At 49.7% G+C, this 19,717-nt stretch carries 11 protein-coding genes; 9 read left to right on the plus strand and 2 right to left on the minus strand.

Going from position 1 to position 19,717, the window contains the following annotated elements; translation table 11 throughout:
- The first annotated feature begins 29 nt into the window (after positions 1 to 29).
- From DSZ37_RS17740 to DSZ37_RS11455, 8 genes are all read left to right on the plus strand, one after another.
- A complete protein-coding gene (locus DSZ37_RS17740) occupies positions 30 to 3,638 on the plus strand; it encodes a leucine-rich repeat protein (protein ID WP_181380306.1) in 3,609 nt (1,202 codons plus the stop codon).
- A gap of 187 nt (positions 3,639 to 3,825) precedes the next feature.
- On the plus strand, positions 3,826 to 4,242 hold the full coding sequence (gene rpsL / locus DSZ37_RS11425; protein WP_028519682.1) for a 30S ribosomal protein S12: 417 nt from the start codon (positions 3,826 to 3,828) through the stop codon (positions 4,240 to 4,242).
- A 232-nt stretch (positions 4,243 to 4,474) separates the two neighbouring features.
- Positions 4,475 to 4,945, plus strand: a complete 471-nt coding sequence (gene rpsG, locus DSZ37_RS11430; protein ID WP_009983569.1) for a 30S ribosomal protein S7 — start codon at positions 4,475 to 4,477, stop codon at positions 4,943 to 4,945.
- A 24-nt stretch (positions 4,946 to 4,969) separates the two neighbouring features.
- Positions 4,970 to 7,048 carry an elongation factor G gene (fusA, locus tag DSZ37_RS11435; protein ID WP_109727033.1) on the plus strand — a complete coding sequence of 693 codons (2,079 nt, stop codon included), beginning with the start codon at positions 4,970 to 4,972 and terminating at the stop codon, positions 7,046 to 7,048.
- Positions 7,049 to 7,216: 168 nt separating this feature from the next.
- Positions 7,217 to 8,416 carry an elongation factor Tu gene (gene tuf / locus DSZ37_RS11440; protein ID WP_028519684.1) on the plus strand — a complete coding sequence of 400 codons (1,200 nt, stop codon included), beginning with the start codon at positions 7,217 to 7,219 and terminating at the stop codon, positions 8,414 to 8,416.
- A 108-nt stretch (positions 8,417 to 8,524) separates the two neighbouring features.
- Positions 8,525 to 9,436, plus strand: coding sequence for an ATP-binding cassette domain-containing protein (locus DSZ37_RS11445; protein ID WP_109727034.1), 912 nt, complete (start codon positions 8,525 to 8,527; stop codon positions 9,434 to 9,436).
- Complete coding sequence (locus DSZ37_RS11450) at positions 9,429 to 10,217, plus strand: ABC transporter permease (protein ID WP_109727035.1); 789 nt, start codon at positions 9,429 to 9,431, stop codon at positions 10,215 to 10,217. The genes DSZ37_RS11445 and DSZ37_RS11450 overlap by 8 nt, the downstream gene beginning before the upstream one ends.
- A gap of 234 nt (positions 10,218 to 10,451) precedes the next feature.
- A complete protein-coding gene (locus tag DSZ37_RS11455) occupies positions 10,452 to 12,968 on the plus strand; it encodes a carbohydrate-binding protein (RefSeq protein ID WP_109727036.1) in 2,517 nt (838 codons plus the stop codon).
- A 312-nt stretch (positions 12,969 to 13,280) separates the two neighbouring features.
- Here the strand turns inward: DSZ37_RS11455 and DSZ37_RS11460 are convergent, their stop codons facing one another.
- Complete coding sequence (locus DSZ37_RS11460; protein WP_109727037.1) at positions 13,281 to 13,823, minus strand: glutathione peroxidase; 543 nt, start codon at positions 13,821 to 13,823, stop codon at positions 13,281 to 13,283.
- Positions 13,824 to 14,190: 367 nt separating this feature from the next.
- Here DSZ37_RS11460 and DSZ37_RS11465 point away from each other — a divergent pair, with 367 nt between their 5' ends.
- Positions 14,191 to 17,439, plus strand: a complete 3,249-nt coding sequence (locus DSZ37_RS11465) for a carbohydrate-binding domain-containing protein (RefSeq protein WP_109727038.1) — start codon at positions 14,191 to 14,193, stop codon at positions 17,437 to 17,439.
- Positions 17,440 to 17,572: 133 nt separating this feature from the next.
- Here DSZ37_RS11465 and DSZ37_RS11470 read toward each other — a convergent pair whose 3' ends face one another.
- Positions 17,573 to 19,567, minus strand: a complete 1,995-nt coding sequence (locus tag DSZ37_RS11470) for a protein kinase domain-containing protein (protein ID WP_109727039.1) — start codon at positions 19,565 to 19,567, stop codon at positions 17,573 to 17,575.
- Between the last annotated feature and the right edge of the window lie 150 nt (positions 19,568 to 19,717).

The following is a 19,717-nucleotide window of genomic DNA, read 5'->3' on the forward strand; positions in this document are numbered from 1 at the left end:
GTTCCTTCTCTTGGAATGGAGAAATATGCATGAATAAACTGATAGCCGCGATAATGGCGGCGATAATGGCGATATTTACAGGTTTTACAAGTCCGCAGCTCATGGCTGACGCCGCTGTTCAGCTCATAGAGCCCGTCAGCGGAAATGTCGGAGAATCGGGTTCCTGCGGAACTAATGCAAAATGGACTCTTGAGGGCGGAAAGCTCTCTATCACGGGAAGCGGAAACATGGCGAGCTGGGGTAAAAGCAGCGATGTCCCGTGGTACAATATGAGAAATCAGATATCCTCGGTAACTATTGCGGAGGGTATAACCAGTGTCGGACCCGGAGCATTTTCCGAATGCTCCAACCTGAGGTCGATAAGCATACCTAAAACAGTGACTTCTATTAGCAGAGGCGCCTTCCAGCGCTGTACGGGACTCAGCTCCCTTGAGCTCCCGGTCAATGTTACAGCTCTCGGCAGAGATGCTCTGAGAGGCTGTTCTTCGCTCAGCTCTCTGACTATACAGAATGCATCATGCAGTATAGTCGGCGGTGCGACCACAGTCTGCAACAGCGATGCCAACAGCACAGGCTCATACGGCGGAGTCATCCGCGGTTACAGCGGCTCTACGGCAGAAAAGTATGCCAAGGACTCGGGATACAGATTTGAAAAGCTCAGCGGTCAGCCGCCTGTTCCCACGACAACCACTACAACAAAGCTGACCACGACTACTACAACGACGACCACAACAACCACGACCACCACTACCACTACCACTACCACTACATCGACAACAACAACTACTACGACTACCACTACCACTACCACAACCACAACGACCACAACTACATCTACAACATCTGCCACCACCACTACCGAGGTGTATGTTGTAAGCGTATCGGCTAATGTGGAAATTGCCGCAAAGCCCTATAAGACCACTTACAGTATCGGCGAACCCCTTGACCTGACAGGCGGTAAGATAAAACGTTCATATACGGAGTTTCTCAGCAACGGCGTCTCTATCGAAAGAGAGCTCGAGGAGCTGGATATGACGGATATGTCCTACTGGCGGGACGGTGTTTACACCAATAAGGACGATTTCGACAATACTCATGCAGGCTTCTGCAAAATAGTGTTCGGCTATACAAAGTCGGGCTCTACCGCGTATGCGGAGCTTACGGTGGAGGTAAAGGCTCCTGCAACAACAACTACTACGACCACTACCACCTTTGTGCAGAGCGTTTCTGCCAAGGTCGCTGTGGGAAGGCAGCCGTTCAAGACCACATACACCGTAGGTGAGGAGCTTGACCTGACAGGCGGCACCGTAATGCGCTCGTACAGAGAGTTCATGAGTGACGGCACATATAAGGACACTGTCCTTGAGCCCCTTGACATGAACGATATCTCATACTGGCGTGACGGAGTTTATGTGAACAAGTCTGAATTTGACAGCAGCCGTGCAGGAAAGTACAGCATCACCATCGGCTACACCTATTCGGGCTCGGTATCATATGATTCGTTTGAGGTGGAGGTAAAGGCTCCCGTAACTACTACGACCACCAGCACAACTACCACCACATCTACAACTACCACGACCACCACAACGACAACATCGACTACCATAACGTCAACGACTACGACCACTACAACGTCCACGACCACTGTCACTACGACAACGACAGTTGTGGTGCAGAGCGTATTTGCAAATGTGTCTGTGGGACGTCCGCCCTACAAGACCACATATACAGTGGGTGAGGAGCTTGACCTGACAGGCGGCACCGTAATGCGCTCGTACAGAGAGTTCATGAGTGACGGCACATATAAGGACACTGTCCTTGAGCCCCTTGACATGAACGATATCTCATACTGGCGCGACAGCGCCTATGTGAACACCACCGAGTTTGACAGCAGCCGCGAGGGAAAATACACTATCACAATCGGCTACACCTACTCGGGCTCGGTATCGTATGATTCCTTTGAGGTGGAGGTAAAGGCTCCCGTAACTACTACGACCACCAGCACAACTACCACCACTACCACGACAACGACGACCACCACCACGACAACATCGACTACCACGACGTCAACAACAACGACAACTACAACGTCCACGACCACTGTCACTACGACAACGACAGTTGTGGTGCAGAGCGTATTCGCAAATGTATCTGTCGGACGTCCGCCCTACAAGACCACCTATACAGTGGGTGAGGAGCTTGACCTGACAGGCGGCACCGTAATGCGCTCGTACAGAGAGTTCATGAGTGACGGCACATATAAGGACACTGTCCTTGAGCCCCTTGACATGAACGATATCTCATACTGGCGCGACAGCGTATATGTAAACAACACCGAGTTTGACAGCAGCCGCGAGGGAAAATACACTATCACAATCGGCTACACCTATTCGGGCTCGGTATCGTATGATTCCTTTGAGGTGGAGGTAAAGGCTCCCGTAACTACTACGACGACCAGCACAACTACCACCACGACGACAACAACAACAACGACTACGACCACATCCGAGACTACCACTACAACCACTACTACCACAACAACAACGGAGACAACGACCTCGACGACCACGACCACCGAGGCGGCACAGCCCTTCATAAGGATAGTGTCACTTCCCGACAAGACAAGCTACAACAGGTTCGCTTATTACGACCTGAAGGGCGGTATGGTGGAGATAGGTCATATCAGCAGCGACGGCTCGGAGGTCTCAGAGACAGTTCCCATGACTGACAGCAGGATATCCCGCTCGGACAATTATCAGAGCTGGAGAAACGGTACATACACCATGTGGCTCAGCTACACGGAGAACGGCGTAACTGCCACTGCTCAGTTCAATATGACTGTGGGTGCGGTCGTGACTACTTCCACTGCGACCACAACAACTACAACGACCACCACCACTACCACAACAACTACCACTACCACAACAACGACGACGTCAACTACCACCACCACCACCTCGACTTCGACGACTACCGTCACCACCACTGCTTCGCCCTATTATACGGCGGAGATGGAGATAGTAAGGCTGCCATATAAGCTGTCCTATGCTATCGGTGAGGCTTTCGTGCTGTCGGGAATGACGGTCAATGTTTACCATGTCGGCGACAGCGGAAAAACTCTCATACACAGTATGGACGAGGCTGCTATGCACCCCGACAGGTACGAGATACAGGGCTTTGACAGCTCTGTGGGCGGCAGACAGAACATTGAGCTGGTCTACAAGTCATTCAATGAGGCTGTGGGACAGTGGGTATATGCACGGGCAGGATTTACTGTTGATGTGCAGACCACTACAACGACGACCACCACTACCTCCACGACAACGACAACTGCCGAGACTACCACCACTACCGTGACTACGACCATGAATGAACAGGTTCCTGCCGGAACTAATGTGAAGCTGGGCGATATCAACTTTGACGGCAAGGTGGATTCGGTAGATGCCAGCGGTATACTCGCTGAGTACGCAAGGCTCTCATCAAACAGACCTTCCGAATTCGACGAGAAACAGGCGATAGCTGCCGATGTGGACGAGAGCGGCAGGATAGACTCCGTTGACGCATCAAAGGTACTGGCGTTCTACGCTTACCTTTCTGGCGGCGGAGAGATCACCGATATCAGGGAATGGCTGAAATAATAGCTAAGTCTCCACGGCGGAAAAGCCGTTAATAATGGGAAAAATAACAAAAAATCAGTAAAAAGTGCGGCTTTTGAGGGTTCCCCCTTGACAAGCCGCGCTTTTTTGGTTATAATATATCGGTACGCAGTTTTTATACCCTTTTGCGGGTAAGCGCGTACTATATTATATGAAAAGGAGGAAAAATATGCCTACATTTAACCAGCTCGTTCGTAAGGGTAGAAAGGACCTCGAGACCAAGTCTACAGCTCCTGCTCTCCAGAAGGGCTACAACGCAAAGAAGAAGGTACAGATCAACCTCAGCTCACCTCAGAAGAGAGGCGTTTGCACAGCTGTAAGAACTGCTACACCTAAGAAGCCTAACTCAGCTATGAGAAAGATCGCAAGAGTTAAGCTCACAAACGGTTACGAAGTTACTTCTTACATCCCCGGTATCGGTCACAACCTTCAGGAGCACAGCGTTGTTCTCATCAGAGGCGGACGTGTAAAGGATCTCCCCGGTGTGCGTTACCACATCATCAGAGGTACTCTCGACGCTCAGGGTGTTGCTAACCGTAACCAGGCTCGTTCCAAGTACGGTGCTAAGAAGCCCAAGCAGAAGTAAGAGCTACTTCACATCAGTCGGCGGCTGACTGACTATCAAAGCCGTACATTCATTATCAATAGGATAACTACTACCGCAGGGTAATGCGGAGATCATATAGATTTGGTTCGATTGATCCTCTGCATTGGCTCCTGACACACCTATCGGCGAAGCAATGCCGATATAAAGGCAGTAACCGATATGGTTTGAGTACCTATGAATTCATCAATCTATATGAAGGAGGGAAGCGAAAATGCCAAGAAGAGGTAAAATCGCAAAGCGTGATGTATTACAGGATCCTGTATACAATTCAAAGCTCGTTACACGTCTCATCAACAATATAATGTTAGACGGTAAGAAGGGCGTAGCGCAGAAAATAGTTTACGGTGCATTTGAGATCGTAGCTGAAAAGACAGGCAAGGACGCTCTTGAGGTGTTCGAGCAGGCTATGGAAAATATCATGCCTGAGCTCGAGGTAAAGGCTCGCCGTCTCGGCGGTGCTACTTACCAGGTACCTATGGAGGTAAGACCCGAAAGACGTCAGACTCTCGGACTCCGCTGGATCACTAAGTACTCCAGAGAGAGAAACGAGAAGACAATGAAGGAAAGACTCGCAGGTGAGATCCTCGACGCTCTTAACGGAACAGGCGGTGCCTGCAAGAAGCGCGACGATACACACAAGATGGCAGAGGCAAACAAGGCGTTTGCTCACTACCGCTGGTAAGCGTCATTGTAAAAGGAGTAAATTATGTCAAGAGATTGTTCACTTGAAAATACAAGAAATATCGGCATAATGGCCCACATTGACGCAGGTAAGACCACTACCACAGAGCGTATCCTTTTCTACACAGGTGTTAACCACAAGATCGGTGAAACACACGAAGGTTCCGCTACTATGGACTGGATGGAGCAGGAGCAGGAGAGAGGTATCACAATTACCTCTGCTGCTACTACTTGCTACTGGGCAGGCCACAGACTTAACATCATCGACACTCCCGGCCACGTTGACTTTACAGTTGAGGTTGAGCGTTCACTCCGTGTACTCGACGGCTCTGTAACAGTTCTCTGTGCTAAGGGCGGCGTTGAGCCCCAGTCTGAAACCGTTTGGAGACAGGCTGATAACTACAAGGTACCCCGTATGGCTTATGTAAATAAGATGGACATTATGGGTGCCAACTTCTATCATGTTATCGACATGATGAAGGACAGACTCAAGTGTAATGCTGTTCCGATCCAGCTCCCCATTGGCGCTGAGGACGAGTTCAGAGGCATCATCGACCTCGTTGAGATGAAGGCTTACATTTACACTAACGACCTCGGTACAGATATCAAGGTTGAGGATATCCCCGAGGATATGAAGGAACTTGCTCAGAAATACCACGACGAGATGGTTGAGCACGTTGCTGAGCAGGACGAAGCTCTCATGGAGAAGTACTTTGAAGAGGGCGAGCTCACACAGGAAGAGATCAAGACCTGCATCAGAAAGGCTACAATTGCTAACCACATGGTACCTGTTACCTGCGGTACTTCATATAAGAACAAGGGCGTTCAGAAGCTCCTCGATGCTATCATCGACTATATGCCTTCTCCCCTTGACGTTCCTGCTATCAAGGGCGTTAACCCCGATACAGAGGCAGAGGAAGAAAGACCTTCCTCAGACGATGAGCCCTTCTCAGCTCTCGCATTCAAGATCGCAACAGACCCCTTCGTTGGTAAGCTTGCGTTCTTCCGTGTATATTCAGGCGTCGTAAATCAGGGCGACACAGTTCTCAACGCTACTAAGGACACCCGCGAGCGTTTCGGCCGTATCGTTCAGATGCACGCTAACCACAGAAAGGACCTGACAACAGTTTACTCAGGCGATATCGCTGCTGCTGTTGGTCTCAAGAACACCACTACAGGTGATACACTCTGTGATGAAAAGCACCCCATTATCCTCGAATCCATGGAATTCCCCGAGCCTGTTATCCAGCTCGCTATCGAGCCCAAGACAAAGGCTGGTCAGGAGAAGATGGGTATCGCTCTCGCAAAGCTTGCAGAAGAGGATCCTACATTCAAGACATGGACTGACGAGGAAACAGGTCAGACTATCATCGCAGGTATGGGTGAGCTCCACCTTGACATTATCGTTGACCGTCTCCTCCGTGAGTTCAAGGTCGAGGCTAATGTTGGTGCTCCTCAGGTTGCATATAAGGAAACTATCAAGGGCAGCGCAGACATCGACTACAAGTACAAGAAGCAGTCCGGTGGTTCAGGTCAGTACGGTCACGTTAAGATCCGTGTGTCTCCTAACGAGTCCGGTAAGGGCTATGAGTTCACCAACGCTGTTGTCGGCGGTTCTATCCCCAAGGAGTACATCCCTGCTGTTGACGCAGGTATCCAGGGCGCTATGAAGGCAGGTATCCTTGCAGGCTACGAAGTAGTTGACGTTAAGGTAGAGCTTTACGATGGATCATATCACGAGGTCGACTCCTCTGAAATGGCATTTAAGATCGCCGGTTCTATCGCGTTCAAGGAAGCTCTCAAGCAGGCTAACGCAGTTCTCATGGAGCCTGTTATGAAGGTTGCAGTTATCGTTCCCGATGAGTATCTCGGAACAGTTATCGGTGACCTCAGCTCACGTCGTGGACAGATCCAGGGTCAGGAATCCAGATCCGGTTCTATCCAGGTAGATGCTCTCGTTCCGCTTTCAGAAATGTTCGGTTACACAAGCGACCTCCGTTCAAATACTCAGGGTCGTGGACAGTACACAATGGAGCCCCACAGCTATGAGGAAGTTCCTAAGAGCATCGCTGAGAAGATCATGGCTAACAGAGCTAAGAACTAATTGCAATTTCCGCCCGTTTTATGCGGAAAACTGTGTAAAACGGGCATAATTTACAAAATCATGTGATTCAGCTATAATTTTTTTACTGAAACACTTGAATTTACCAAAATAATCTGGTATAATAATATATACAGATTTCTGAAATCTATTCTAAGGAGGAATTTCCCAATGGCTAAGGCTAAATTTGAAAGAACCAAACCCCATGTAAACATTGGTACAATCGGACACGTTGACCACGGTAAGACAACTCTTACTGCTGCTATCACAAAGACTCTCGCTCTGAAGGGTCAGGCTCAGTACGAGGCTTACGATATGATCGATAAGGCTCCCGAGGAGAGAGAGCGTGGTATCACAATCAATACAGCTCACGTTGAGTACGAGACAGACAAGCGTCACTACGCTCACGTTGACTGCCCCGGTCACGCTGACTACGTTAAGAACATGATCACAGGTGCTGCTCAGATGGATGGTGCTATCCTCGTTGTTGCTGCTTCTGATGGTCCTATGGCTCAGACAAGAGAGCACATCCTTCTCGCTCGTCAGGTTGGCGTTCCTGCAATCGTTGTATTCATGAACAAGGCTGATCAGGTTGACGATGAGGAGCTCCTCGAGCTCGTTGAGATGGACATCCGTGACCTTCTCACAAGCTACGATTTCCCCGGCGACGATACACCTATCATCAAGGGTTCTGCTCTTGCAGCTCTTAACGCTCCTGATGATCTCAGCGATCCCGCTTACAAGCCCATCCTCGACCTCATGGATGCTGTTGATGAGTACATCCCCAGCCCTGAGAGAGACGATGCTAAGCCTTTCCTTATGCCTATCGAGGACACTATGACAATTTCCGGTCGTGGTACTGTTGTTACAGGTAGAGTAGAGCGTGGAAAGCTCAACGTTAACGAGCCTGTTGAGATCGTTGGTCTTTCTGACGAGAAGCTCAACACAGTTGTTACAGGTCTTGAAATGTTCAGAAAGACTCTTGACTTCTGTGAGGCTGGTGATAACGTTGGTGCTCTTCTCCGTGGTATCACAAGAGATCAGGTTGAGCGTGGACAGGTTCTCTGTAAGCCCGGCTCAATTCACCCCCATACAAAGTTCAGCGGTCAGGTTTACGTACTGAAGAAGGAAGAGGGCGGACGTCATACTCCTTTCTTCAACAACTACAGACCTCAGTTCTACTTCAGAACAACTGACGTTACAGGCGTTGTTACACTTCCCGCAGACAAGGAAATGTGCATGCCCGGCGATAACGTTGCTATGGATGTTGAGCTTATCACTCCTATCGCTATCGAAGAAGGACTCCGTTTCGCTATCCGTGAGGGTGGTAGAACAGTTGGTTCAGGCGTTGTTACAAAGATCAACGAATAATTCGTGATCCGTTAAATAATAACGACTTCAGGCGGTCGTGCTTTCAGCATGACCGCCTTTTTACATAATAATCATTGTTATAATATAAACAAAAGGCAGGGTAACATTATGGAATACATTCTCCAGACCCAGAAGCTTTGCAAGAAATACGGTAAATTTAAAGCTCTCAATGACCTGACTATAAATGTGCCAAAGGGCTCTATCTACGGTATGGTCGGAAGAAACGGTGCGGGTAAAACCACCCTCATCCGTGTAATTACGGGTCTTAACAATCCTACATCAGGCGAATTTTCACTTTTCGGTGTCAAGAACAATGACGGCAAGCTACTTGAGACACGCAGGAAAATGGGCGCGGTAGTTGAAACTCCCTCGCTCCACCCCGAAATGTCCGCTAAGGATAACCTCATCCAGCAGACAAAGGCTCTCGGTATCTCGGATGAGAAGCTTGACGACATCCTCAAGCTGGTCGGTCTTGCAAATACGGGTAAAAAGAAAGCCAAGAACTTCTCGCTCGGTATGCGTCAGAGACTGGGTATAGCGTTCTCTCTCGTGGGCGATCCCGAGTTCCTCGTTCTTGACGAGCCCATCAACGGTCTCGACCCTCAGGGTATCATCGAGGTCCGTGAGATGATCATGCGTCTCAATCAGGAGAAAGGCATCACTATTCTTATCTCCAGCCATATCCTTGACGAGCTGTCTCGTCTGGCTACCCACTACGGCTTCATCGAACATGGTCACGTCATCAAGGAAATGAGTGCGGAAGAGCTTGACAAGGCTTGCCGCACATCTCTCCATGTCAATGTCAACGATACTAATATACTCGCTGAGGTTCTCAACGGCATGGGCGCCGAGTACAGACTCTATTCGCCCAACGAAGCCGATATCTTCACCCCTATGCAGGTAACTCCGCTGGTGCTTGCACTCAACGAGAAGAACTGCTTTGTAAATACCATGAGCGAGCGCCACGAGAGCCTCGAAAGCTACTTCATGGGACTTGTAGGAGGTGTTCATAATGGGTAAGCTTCTTGCTGAGAATTACAGACGACTTTTCAAGGGAAAGAGATTTTATATCGTACTGGCGGTCATCGTCGGCGTTGCTTTCCTTTATGCTTTGCTGTTCTATTTCCTTAATAAGCTGGCATCAAGGGTAAATTCAGGAGACCTTGAGGGTGTTGAGATGGATATGTCACAGATGAAGATGTATGCGGACAGTCTGCTCTTTAGTATGAAGACCGATATGCCCCTGCTCATCGGCATCACCGCAGGTATGCTCATCGTTCAGGACTTCCGCAACAACACTGTCAGAAACAAGATAATCATCGGTCATTCGAGAACGAATATCTATCTCTCAAATCTTATCGTTTCCGAGACAGTTATGCTTATCTATGAGCTGGCTTACTTTGTAGCTGTTCTTGTTTTCGGCGGAATCATACTGGGCTTCAATGAGTTCCCCTCAGAGGATATCTGCATAAATCTTCTGCTGACTCTGCCTGTTCAGATGGCAATGACAGCTCTCATAGTATTCCTCTGCAATACTCTGAAGAACGTTGGCGGCTTCGTGCTTGCCATCACTATGCCTTATATCGTTAACATCTTCTCCTTTGCTCTTGCATTCCTTAACAAGCATGAAAAGGCTCAGGAGCTGGTTCGTGAGGCTATCCCGACATTGCAGATGAACATTATCATAGGTTCAGACGGTGTTCCCGAGCACGCTGTAAGAATGGTCATCATGATGGTCGCTATCACCATTATATCCACTGTCGGCGGTATACTGCTATTTAATAAGTCAGACCTTAAATAATGGGAATTTATTGATAAACTGTAATGCCCCTGAGTGTTCACAAAGCACTCGGGGGCTTTTGCTTTATGCACTATCATGTACCGTGAGACTATCCTCCACGGGGAAATGTCCACCCTTTCACCTGAAAAGTAAATAAATGCAGTAGAAAAGTACTATTTTTCATTGCAAAATCTTGAAATATCATGTATAATGTTAATATAGATTAAATCGGCTGTTTTTCAGGAGGATATTGATATGTATGTGAATATTAAAAGAGCGGCAGCTCTTGCGGCGGCGGTGACAGTTGCCTGTACGTCGGCATATGCAGGAGCTCCGCGGAGAAATGCCATGAAGGCTCATGCAGCCGCGGCAATACCTGCCTTTCCCGGAGCTGTGGGCGGCGGCAAGTACGCTACAGGTGGACGCGGCGGGGAGGTATACCACGTTACAAACCTCAACGACAGCGGTGAGGGCTCATTCCGTGATGCTGTAAGCAAGTCGGGGAGAATAGTTGTATTCGATGTCAGCGGTACCATCGAGCTGAAGGGCAACATTCTCTGCCAGAGCAATATCACAATCGCTGGTCAGACTGCTCCCGGAGGTTCGGGAATAACCCTCAAAAACTACAAAATGGGTATGTCGGGGGACAATATCATCTGCCGTTATATCAGCTCACGTCCCGGTCCCTATGCGGCTACTTCCTCGGGAAATGATGCATGGGGCGGCGCAAAGGGCTCCAATTCCATAATAGACCACTGCTCAATGGGCTGGACTACCGATGAACAGTGGGGACTCTACTCCAATAACACCAATTATACCGTGCAGTACTCTGTGCTTGGTCCTGCGGATTCATGGGGAGGTCACAAGAAGGGTCTGCACGGCTTTGGGATAATGCTGGGCAAGGGCGACCTTACCTTTGACCATAACCTGATAATACACAATGTCTCCCGTAACTTCCGCGGAAAGGTGCCTGACAAGTACACCGCGGACTTCACCAACAACATCATCTATGACTGGGGCTATCAGACCGCCTATGGCACCATAGGTCATCTGAACTATGTGAACAATACCCTCAAGGCAGGCAGCTCCACCACGGGCGGCTACCACTGGATGTATGTGGACAGCACCACCAAGCCCGAGAACTTCAAGGTGTACTGTCAGGGAAACCGCCTTATCAATAAGGACGGCTCATTCCACAGCATAACAGGGGACAACTGGTCGGGCGTCACTGTCAAGGACGGCATCGGCATCACCAAGAACGACCTTTACAGCGGTACATCCTTCCCCATAAATATCAACGGGGAGAATGTCTCCACAGCAGGTACAGCCGAGAGCGCTGCGGCTTCCTATGACCATGTTATCAGCTTCGCAGGAAACGGTATCGCTCCCGATAAGCGTACCGCCATCGACAGACAGTGCGCCGAGGAGACCCGTAACGGTACGGGTCAGTGCAGCGGTACTGCGGAGTATGACTCCTCAGAGACAAACCTCAACAAGTACAATATAAAGTGCGGAGTTTCATATAGCTATCCCGCTCCCGTAACCAAAAAGGAAATAACCGACAACGATAACGACGGTATGGACGATAACTGGGAGCTGCTGAGAGGTCTCGACCCCTCAGACCCCTCCGACTACGCAGGGGACTACTGCGGCAAGGGCTATATGAACATAGAGTACTACATCAACGACCTGACGGTTAATTCATTCCCCGAGGGCGTTGTGGAGCTCTCTCCCGAAAGCGGAACGCCCCTTCCAACGGTGTCTGCCTTTGAGACTATCGAAGCCGAGAGCTTTGACGCTCAGGAGGGCATTCGCACCGAGGACAACGAGGGATACAGCAATATCGCCTATATCGAAAACGGCGACTGGACCATGTACCGCAGAGTGGACTTTGGCAGCGGTGCTCAGTGCTTCCGCGCCAAGGTGGCAGGAAATGCGTCGGCTATGGAGCTTTACCTTGACGGTCTCAGCGGCGAGCCTGCGGCGAGTGTCAGCTTCGGCGGCAGCAGCGGCTTCACGGACTATAAGGAAATCGAAGTGAATATTCCCAAGATATCGGGAACTCACGACCTATATATAAAATTTACGGGCGGTGAGGGCTATCTCGTTAATCTGGACAGCTTTGTGTTCGGGAAGGACAAGCTCCCACTCAGCGGAAAGCTCTTTAAGGACGTTCAGGTCACAGAACAGGCTTTCCCCGATAAATGGGCGATAGGTTCGGCTTATGTGGGCGCTCCCGTATTCGGAGACAGGGACTTACGCATAACTCAGCTCCAGTCAGGGCTTGACGGTGCCGAGGTGCTCATGACTGCCTGCGACGCAAAGGGCACCACAGGCGAGGCGGCTTCCTTTACGGCGGCAGCGGATATGTCTCTCTATGTGGGACTTGACAGCCGCGTGGAGACTCCTCCACAGTGGCTTGATGACTATGTGCTCATGAGGACTCTCTGCACCGTGGACGACCTGAGCTTTATGATGTACAGAAAGGATGTCAAAGCAGGGGAGAAGGTGTCTCTCGGCAGCAACGGACAGACCTACAAGTGCGTGAACTACATCGTCATGGGCATTCCCACCATGGAGCCCGAGCCATTGGAGGGCGACATCAATCTGGACGGTTCCGTTAATGTGGCTGATCTGATAACGCTCCAGAATCACCTGCTGAAAAAGGAGACTCTCAGCGAGGAGCAGTTCAATGCAGCGGATATGAATGCCGATCTTACTGTTGATGTGTTCGATATGATAAGGCTGAGAAAGCAGCTTTGTAATCAATAAAATGCCCCGAAGCGTAAGGGCGGTACTAATATAGAAGATTTACAGTTTATTATTGAGGAGGACCCTTTTGAAAAAGGGTCTCTCCTCAAACTCCTCCCCTAAAACTTTCAGCATTTAATTTAGCCCAGACAGGGCGCTCCCTATTATACTGGTTTTCACATTTTGTGTGCAGCGCCCTGTCTGGGCTAAATTCAGTTATAAAGTCTTTGGAAAAGGGGTTCGGGGAAAGAACCTTTCCTCAGAAAGGTTTTTCCCCGATAATTTGCTATAACATTCTATATGAGTGTAGCCCTTATGCTTCGGGGCTTTGCTTTACAGTGCCTTTTCTACTGCGGCCCGCAGGTCTTTCATGGAGTTAGTGGGCTCAAATCTGTCTATGATCTCGCCCTCTCTGCTGATGAGGAACTTTGTGAAGTTCCACTTTATCTTGCTGTTGTTCTTGTAATCCTTGTCCATAAGCTTCATGACTCCGCCCATGGCAAGCGCCTTGGGACCCTTGCCGAAGCCCTCAAAGGTGCTGTTCTCCACAAGCCACTTATAAAGAGGGATAGCATTGTCGCCGTTTACATCGATCTTTGCAAACTGGGGGAAGGTTATGCCAAATCTGCCTGTGCAGAAGCTGTGTATCTCCTCATCACTTCCCGGAGCCTGCTCGCCGAACTGGTTGCAGGGGAAGTCAAGTATCTCCAGTCCCTTTGCCTGAAACTCCTCATAGATGTCCTGAAGCTCGTCATACTGAGGTGTAAATCCGCAGCCTGTTGCGGTGTTGACAATGAGAAGCACCTTTCCCTTATATTCGGAGAGAGCTACCTCTGTTCCGTCCTGTGCCTTTACTGTGAAATCGTAAACTGACATATATGATCCTCCTTTAATAAATTATACGCAATTAAATTGAACTCAATCTTTCTGCAGCTTTATTATATCTCATGTTTTATCATTTGTCAAGCTCTTTCACAAATCTTTTTTTATTTTAACTTGAAATCTTCACCTCGCGGAGTCGCGAATCGTCAAAATATAATGTATAATTATTATAGACGGAAAGCTTAGGAACAAATCATACATAATGATTTAACTGTGTTATACTACCTGTTTTTGGTAATCTTAAATCTATTTTAAGCCGATTTTAAGATTATTTTAAGGTCTTTGCACTATAATTAAGTCATAATCTAAGAGGATCGGATACCAGAGATCAGGTCGATATTAAAAAAGGAGATTGATATTTATGAAAAAGCACGGCTTTAAAAAGCTGCTGGCAGGTCTTTCGGCAGCCTGCGTTCTCGGCTCTGCGCTTCCTGCAATGAGCTTTGCGGCAGAGACCGAATTATCCAAAACTCTCGGCGACTCCAACGGCGACGGAGTTGTTGAGCTTGCAGATGCTATCCTCATCATGCAGGCACTTGCCAACCCGAATAAGTATTCACAGGGCGGCTCAGATCCGCTCTGCTTCAAGGAGCAGGGCTGGCTCAATGCAGACTGTGACGGCGAGTTAGGCGTTACCGGCAACGATGCACTTACTATCCAGCTTTACCTTTTAGGCAAGGGAAAGCTTACTCCCGTAGGAAGCGTTGACCCCGTTGCCGAGGCTACAAAGATACATCTGAAGAACACCTCCATCGAGGTAGAGGGCGAGAATGCTGTTGTTGAGGGAACTAAGGTAACTATCACTCATTCGGGCGAGTTCTATATCGACGGAACTCTTGACGACGGTCAGATCGAGGTAAATATCCCCGATGAGGCTGCTGACCCCGATACAGTAAAGATATTCCTGAACGGTGCTAATATCACAGGCAAGAGCGCTCCTGCGATCCTTGTCACTAACGCAGAGAATACCTCTATAAATATAGTTGACGGCACTACTAACAGTATCTCCGACGGCGACACAGCTTATGCAGGCGATAACCTCAACACTGCTGTTATCGAGGCTAAGGACGATGTGACAATAAAGGGCGGCGACAAGGGCGACGGTGTCCTTGAGATAACCGCTAACACTCAGGACGCTGTTTCCTGCAACAATGATATCAAATTCAACGGCGGTACAGTCAATATCACCACCCTGAACTCCACCGACGGCACTGACGCTGTAAAGGCTAAGAAGTCTGTTACAGTCAAGGACGGTGTCCTCAATATCGACTCCGAGGGCGACGGTATCAAGTCCAGCAAGGGTGCTGTTTCTATCACAGGCGGTAATACCAGCATCAAGGCAGGCAAGGACGCTGTACAGGCTGAGACCTCTATCGATGTCAGCGGCGGTACTCTTATCGCAGGCGGCGACCGCGGTCTCACAGCTGTAACTGCTATCAATATCACAGGCGGTACTGTTATCGCTACTGCTACCGATAATCAGGCAGACGAGAAGCTCATGGCAGGTACCACACAGACCACAGTGCTCCTCAACTGTATCAATGACGCGACTAATGAGAAGGACGGCACATGGAAGAAGGCTAATGCTCTTGCAGCTGGCAGCCTCGATGTCAAGTACACCAAGAAGTACAAGTATGTGCTTTACAGCGATACTGCTATCAACGGTGCTAAGTCATGCAGCTTCAAGAACCTGTCCACAGGCGCTTCTGTAACACATACTGACGGCAAGCAGACTCAGTTCCAGCTCAGTCTCGTTACAACATTCAACAATGTTGACCCGTCAGGCACAGGCGGCACCACAGTTGTCGAGCCTACTCCCGCTCCCGAGGGACTTACCATTACCCTCGCTGATTCGGGCATGACAACAAATGCTTCATCGGAAGCCAAGGTTGAAAACAACGTTTGTACTATTGAGCAGCCCGGTGTTTTTACAGTAACCGGCGGGATGACCGGCGGACAGATAATCGTTGACGTAGATAAGACTGTCTATCCCGACGGCGTCGTTGAGCTCGACCTCAGCGGCATGAGCCTTACAAATACAACTAATTCTCCTATATATGTAGCATCTATCGCAGACGAGGTCATCATTGTTGCTAAGAACGGTACTGAGAATACAATATCGGACGGTACGAGCTACACCAACGCTGACGGCGATACGGGAGCTATCTACTCCAAGGACGACATAAAGTTCAAGGGCAAGGGAAAGCTCACTGTAAACGGCAATGCCGCAGACGCTATCGTCGGCAAGGACGATATAAAGATATACAACGGCACTCTCGTAGTAAACGCTGCTGATGACGGTATCCGCGGCAAGGACAGCGTTACTGTCGGCAATACCTCAGATGACGGCACAGAGGTGGACTACTCTACTCTCAGTGTAAGCGTAAATACCAAGGCAGGGGACGGTATCAAGGCTACATCCACAGATGTGTCCTCGACTGCAAAGCAGGTGGGTATCGTTACAATAAACGGCGGTACAGTGGATATTGAATCCTATGCTGACGGTATCTCCGCAGAGCAGTTCTTCGTTATGAACGGCGGAGACCTCAATATCAAGACCTATGAGGGAAGCTCCTTCACAGGCAGCGGTACAACTGCCGGCGGCAACACAGGCGGCTTCAATTTCGGCGGCAGAGGCGGCATGGGCGGTATGGGTATGGACGGAAACTCCAACAAGACCGATATCTCCGCAAAGGGCATCAAGGCTGTCGGACTCTATGACGAAGCGGGCACCACATGGCAGAGCGTTGGCGATATCACCATCAACGGCGGTACTGTCACCATAGACTCCTCGGACGACTGTCTCCACTGCGGCGGCGATATGCAGCTCATAGGCGGCGAGCTGAAGCTCTCATCCGCTGATGACGGCGCCCACGCTGACCATAACCTCACAATCGGCACCAAAAACAGCGGAAAATACGATGATATCGTTATAGCTGCCGAGAAGTGCTACGAGGGTATCGAAGCCCAGAAGATATATCAGAACAGCGGTTCTGTTATCGTTAATTCCACAGATGACGGCTTCAACGCAGCAGGCGGAAGCGACGGCTCAGGCACAGGCAACACAGGTATGCCTTGGGGTCAGGGCGGCGGAGGTTTCGGCGGAGGCGGCTTCGGCGGAAACTCAGGCGACTATATCCTGCAGTTCAACGGCGGATTAGCCATCGTGAACGCTGCAAACGGCGACCATGACGGCTTTGACTCTAACGGTAATATTGAGATAAACGGCGGCTACCTCGTATCAAACGGCAACGAGCCCTTTGACTGCGGCGACGGCGGCAGCTCCATCATCGTAAACGGCGGTACATGGATATCCGATTGTCCTTCGGGCGGTATGGCAATGGGCGGAAGTACAATGTCCGCAAGCGTGACAGCTTCCTCAAATGTAGGCGCTAATACCAGACTTTCACTGGTGGGCAGCGACGGAAAGGTAATAGTTTCCTTCATCGTTGACAAGTCTGTCAGCCAGCTCAAGGCAGGCGGCACAGGCACCTCGGGAGCTTCCTTCTACACAGGCGGCACCCTCAGCGGTTCTGCATACTTCCAGCAGCTTGACCAGACTCAGCTTGCTGCATACGGCGGCACACTGACAGGCGGCACAAGAGTTTAAGATATCTCAGTTCTCCCTAATAGGAAAAAGGCAGCTTCGGCTGCCTTTTTCATTGTGGTATGGGCGGATACAGAAAAGCCATAGTACCTCTTTATGAGAAATACTATGGCTTTATGTTTGTTATTGAGCGGTCTTACTGCTGTTCTTCGCCGCTGCCCTCGCCGCCTTCTACGGGCTGTTCGGGCTGCTGGGGAGGATCAGTCGGAGGAGGATCCGTCGGAGGAGGATCCGTAGGTGCGGGAGCCGCTGTTGTAGGAGCCTGTGTTACGGGCTCTGCTGTTGTAGCAGGTGCTTCTGTTACCTGAGGAGCTGCTGTAGCATACTGCTGAGCGTTAGCATTCTCGGAAACATAGAATACAGTGAGCTTCTTGCCCTCCTTGTTGCTGAACAGTGTGTTCGGCGAAACTACCTTGCCGTCCACCTGAAGCTCTACGACTGTGTTTGCCTTGCCGTAGGAGCTCTTGGATTCGATGAACTGATAGTTGAAGTCGGTTATTCCTGCCTTGTCAAGGGCGTTCTTGTACTGATCCACGGTCATTCCCGCGAAATCGGGGATATAAGCGGATTCCTTGCCCTTACTGACCTTGACCTTGATGACCTGTCCCTGAGATACCATTTCGCCCTCGGGAACAGCCTGCTCGAAGATCATGTCGTTCTCGTAATCGTTATTGTACTCATATTCCGCGTCAAGCACGAAATAATCCTTCCATTTTTCCTTGACTACCTCATAGAAGCGTCCCACAAGCTTTGGCATTTCGGTGTCAGCAGCCTTTGTAGCCTCAGCGTCGTCAACTACGTTGGAGCTGATGGAGGAGCGTCTTGTTCTCACGGATGAGGTCTCATCCTTTGGCGGTGTGAGTATGCTTATGAGTATTACGGAAAGGGTCAGGAGTATGGCGAGGAGCAGGAGTCCGATGATTATGGGAACCTTTATCCTGTCAACTGTGTTGACCTTTTCGTATTTATAGCTGTCGTCACGTCTGGGCTTTTTGTAGGAAGCCGCGCTGCGCTGGTGGATAACTTCCTGAGGCTGCTCATAGCTCTGCTGCTCGTGCTGATATGCACTCTGCTGATATACGGGCGCCTCGGGAGCGGCTGACGGAGTTTCCGAGGGGATACCGCTGTCGAGAAGAACTGTGCTGTCCATGTCCTCCTCATCCTCTGCGGGCTGCTCGAATAGTCTTGTTACCAGCTCTGTGATGGTCTGTATACGGTCTCTGCCATTGAGGTTCATACCCTCCATGATGACTCTGGAAACGTGGCGCGGAATGCGCGAATCCAGCATATGAGGCTCGTGGAGGTCGTCGTGCTTCTGTCGGCTTACGGAGTCAACGGGCATACAGCCTGTGAGTGCGCGGTAGAGAAGGGCGCAGACACCGTAAACGTCTGTCCATGAGCCCTGACGGCTGCTGCTGTTGGCAGAATACTGCTCGGGAGCGGCATAGCCCTTGAAGAGCTCATATTCAAGACCTGCGTTGGCTGTTCTCACAGCGGATACGCAGAAGCCTGAGAGCTTCAGCTCGCCCTTGTCGGTGATATAGACCGTATCGGGGCTGATGGCACGGTGTATGATACCTGCGTTGTGCAGGATACCTATAGTCGTGAAAAGGGGCGGGAATATCTTGGAGACCTGTTCCCAGCTCAGCTCTCCTGCATTTTCCTTGAGATAATCCAGCATTTTCACGCCTTCGATGTATTCAAAAATGGTGTAGGTGGTATTGTTCTCGGCGAACATATCGAGTACAGGCGGTATATTTGAGTTATTGCGCAGTCTTGCCAGAGACTTGTTGAGCTCTGTATACTCAGCCATGAAAGCCTTGTACTTTGCAAGGTTGTTGTAGTTAACGCTGATAATAGCCTTGCCCTTTACTCTTGTGCAGAGGTTTATGGGCATATATTCTCTGATAAGTACCTTTTTGCCTGTGGTCGTATCACAGCCGATGTATGTGGCGCCTTCGCCGTTATATTCCAGAAGAATACCGCAGAGGTACTTGCTGTGGAGTATAGTACCGGGTGGGACGTACATGGGGTCATATGAAGCAGTTTCAACGTATCCGCATGACGGGCAAACATGAAGCTCCTGTCCGTATGGTTCCATGCATTTAAAGCAATATTTACTGTCTCCCAAAGCAGCTCCTCCTCCTAAAGAAAAGTCAATGCCCTAAATAGGCATCATATCTATTTTAACAGCAAATCGCCGAAATGTCAACTGTTTAATGACTGATATTGCGAAAACATATGAATTTGTATTTTTTTTGTAACAATTTCAGCGGTAATT

Source organism: Ruminococcus flavefaciens (assembly GCF_900116855.1).
GTDB lineage: Bacteria > Bacillota > Clostridia > Oscillospirales > Ruminococcaceae > Ruminococcus > Ruminococcus flavefaciens_R.

Excerpts from the sequence above, each read along its gene's own strand:
- DSZ37_RS17740 (WP_181380306.1), top strand. The coding sequence starts at position 30 with ATGAATAAACTGATAGCCGCGATAATGGCGGCGATAATGGCGATATTT.
- rpsL (WP_028519682.1), top strand. The coding sequence starts at position 3,826 with ATGCCTACATTTAACCAGCTCGTTCGTAAGGGTAGAAAGGACCTCGAG.
- rpsG (WP_009983569.1), top strand. The coding sequence starts at position 4,475 with ATGCCAAGAAGAGGTAAAATCGCAAAGCGTGATGTATTACAGGATCCT.
- fusA (WP_109727033.1), top strand. The coding sequence starts at position 4,970 with ATGTCAAGAGATTGTTCACTTGAAAATACAAGAAATATCGGCATAATG.
- tuf (WP_028519684.1), top strand. The coding sequence starts at position 7,217 with ATGGCTAAGGCTAAATTTGAAAGAACCAAACCCCATGTAAACATTGGT.
- DSZ37_RS11445 (WP_109727034.1), top strand. The coding sequence starts at position 8,525 with ATGGAATACATTCTCCAGACCCAGAAGCTTTGCAAGAAATACGGTAAA.
- DSZ37_RS11450 (WP_109727035.1), top strand. The coding sequence starts at position 9,429 with ATGGGTAAGCTTCTTGCTGAGAATTACAGACGACTTTTCAAGGGAAAG.
- DSZ37_RS11455 (WP_109727036.1), top strand. The coding sequence starts at position 10,452 with ATGTATGTGAATATTAAAAGAGCGGCAGCTCTTGCGGCGGCGGTGACA.
- DSZ37_RS11460 (WP_109727037.1), bottom strand. The coding sequence starts at position 13,823 with ATGTCAGTTTACGATTTCACAGTAAAGGCACAGGACGGAACAGAGGTA.
- DSZ37_RS11465 (WP_109727038.1), top strand. The coding sequence starts at position 14,191 with ATGAAAAAGCACGGCTTTAAAAAGCTGCTGGCAGGTCTTTCGGCAGCC.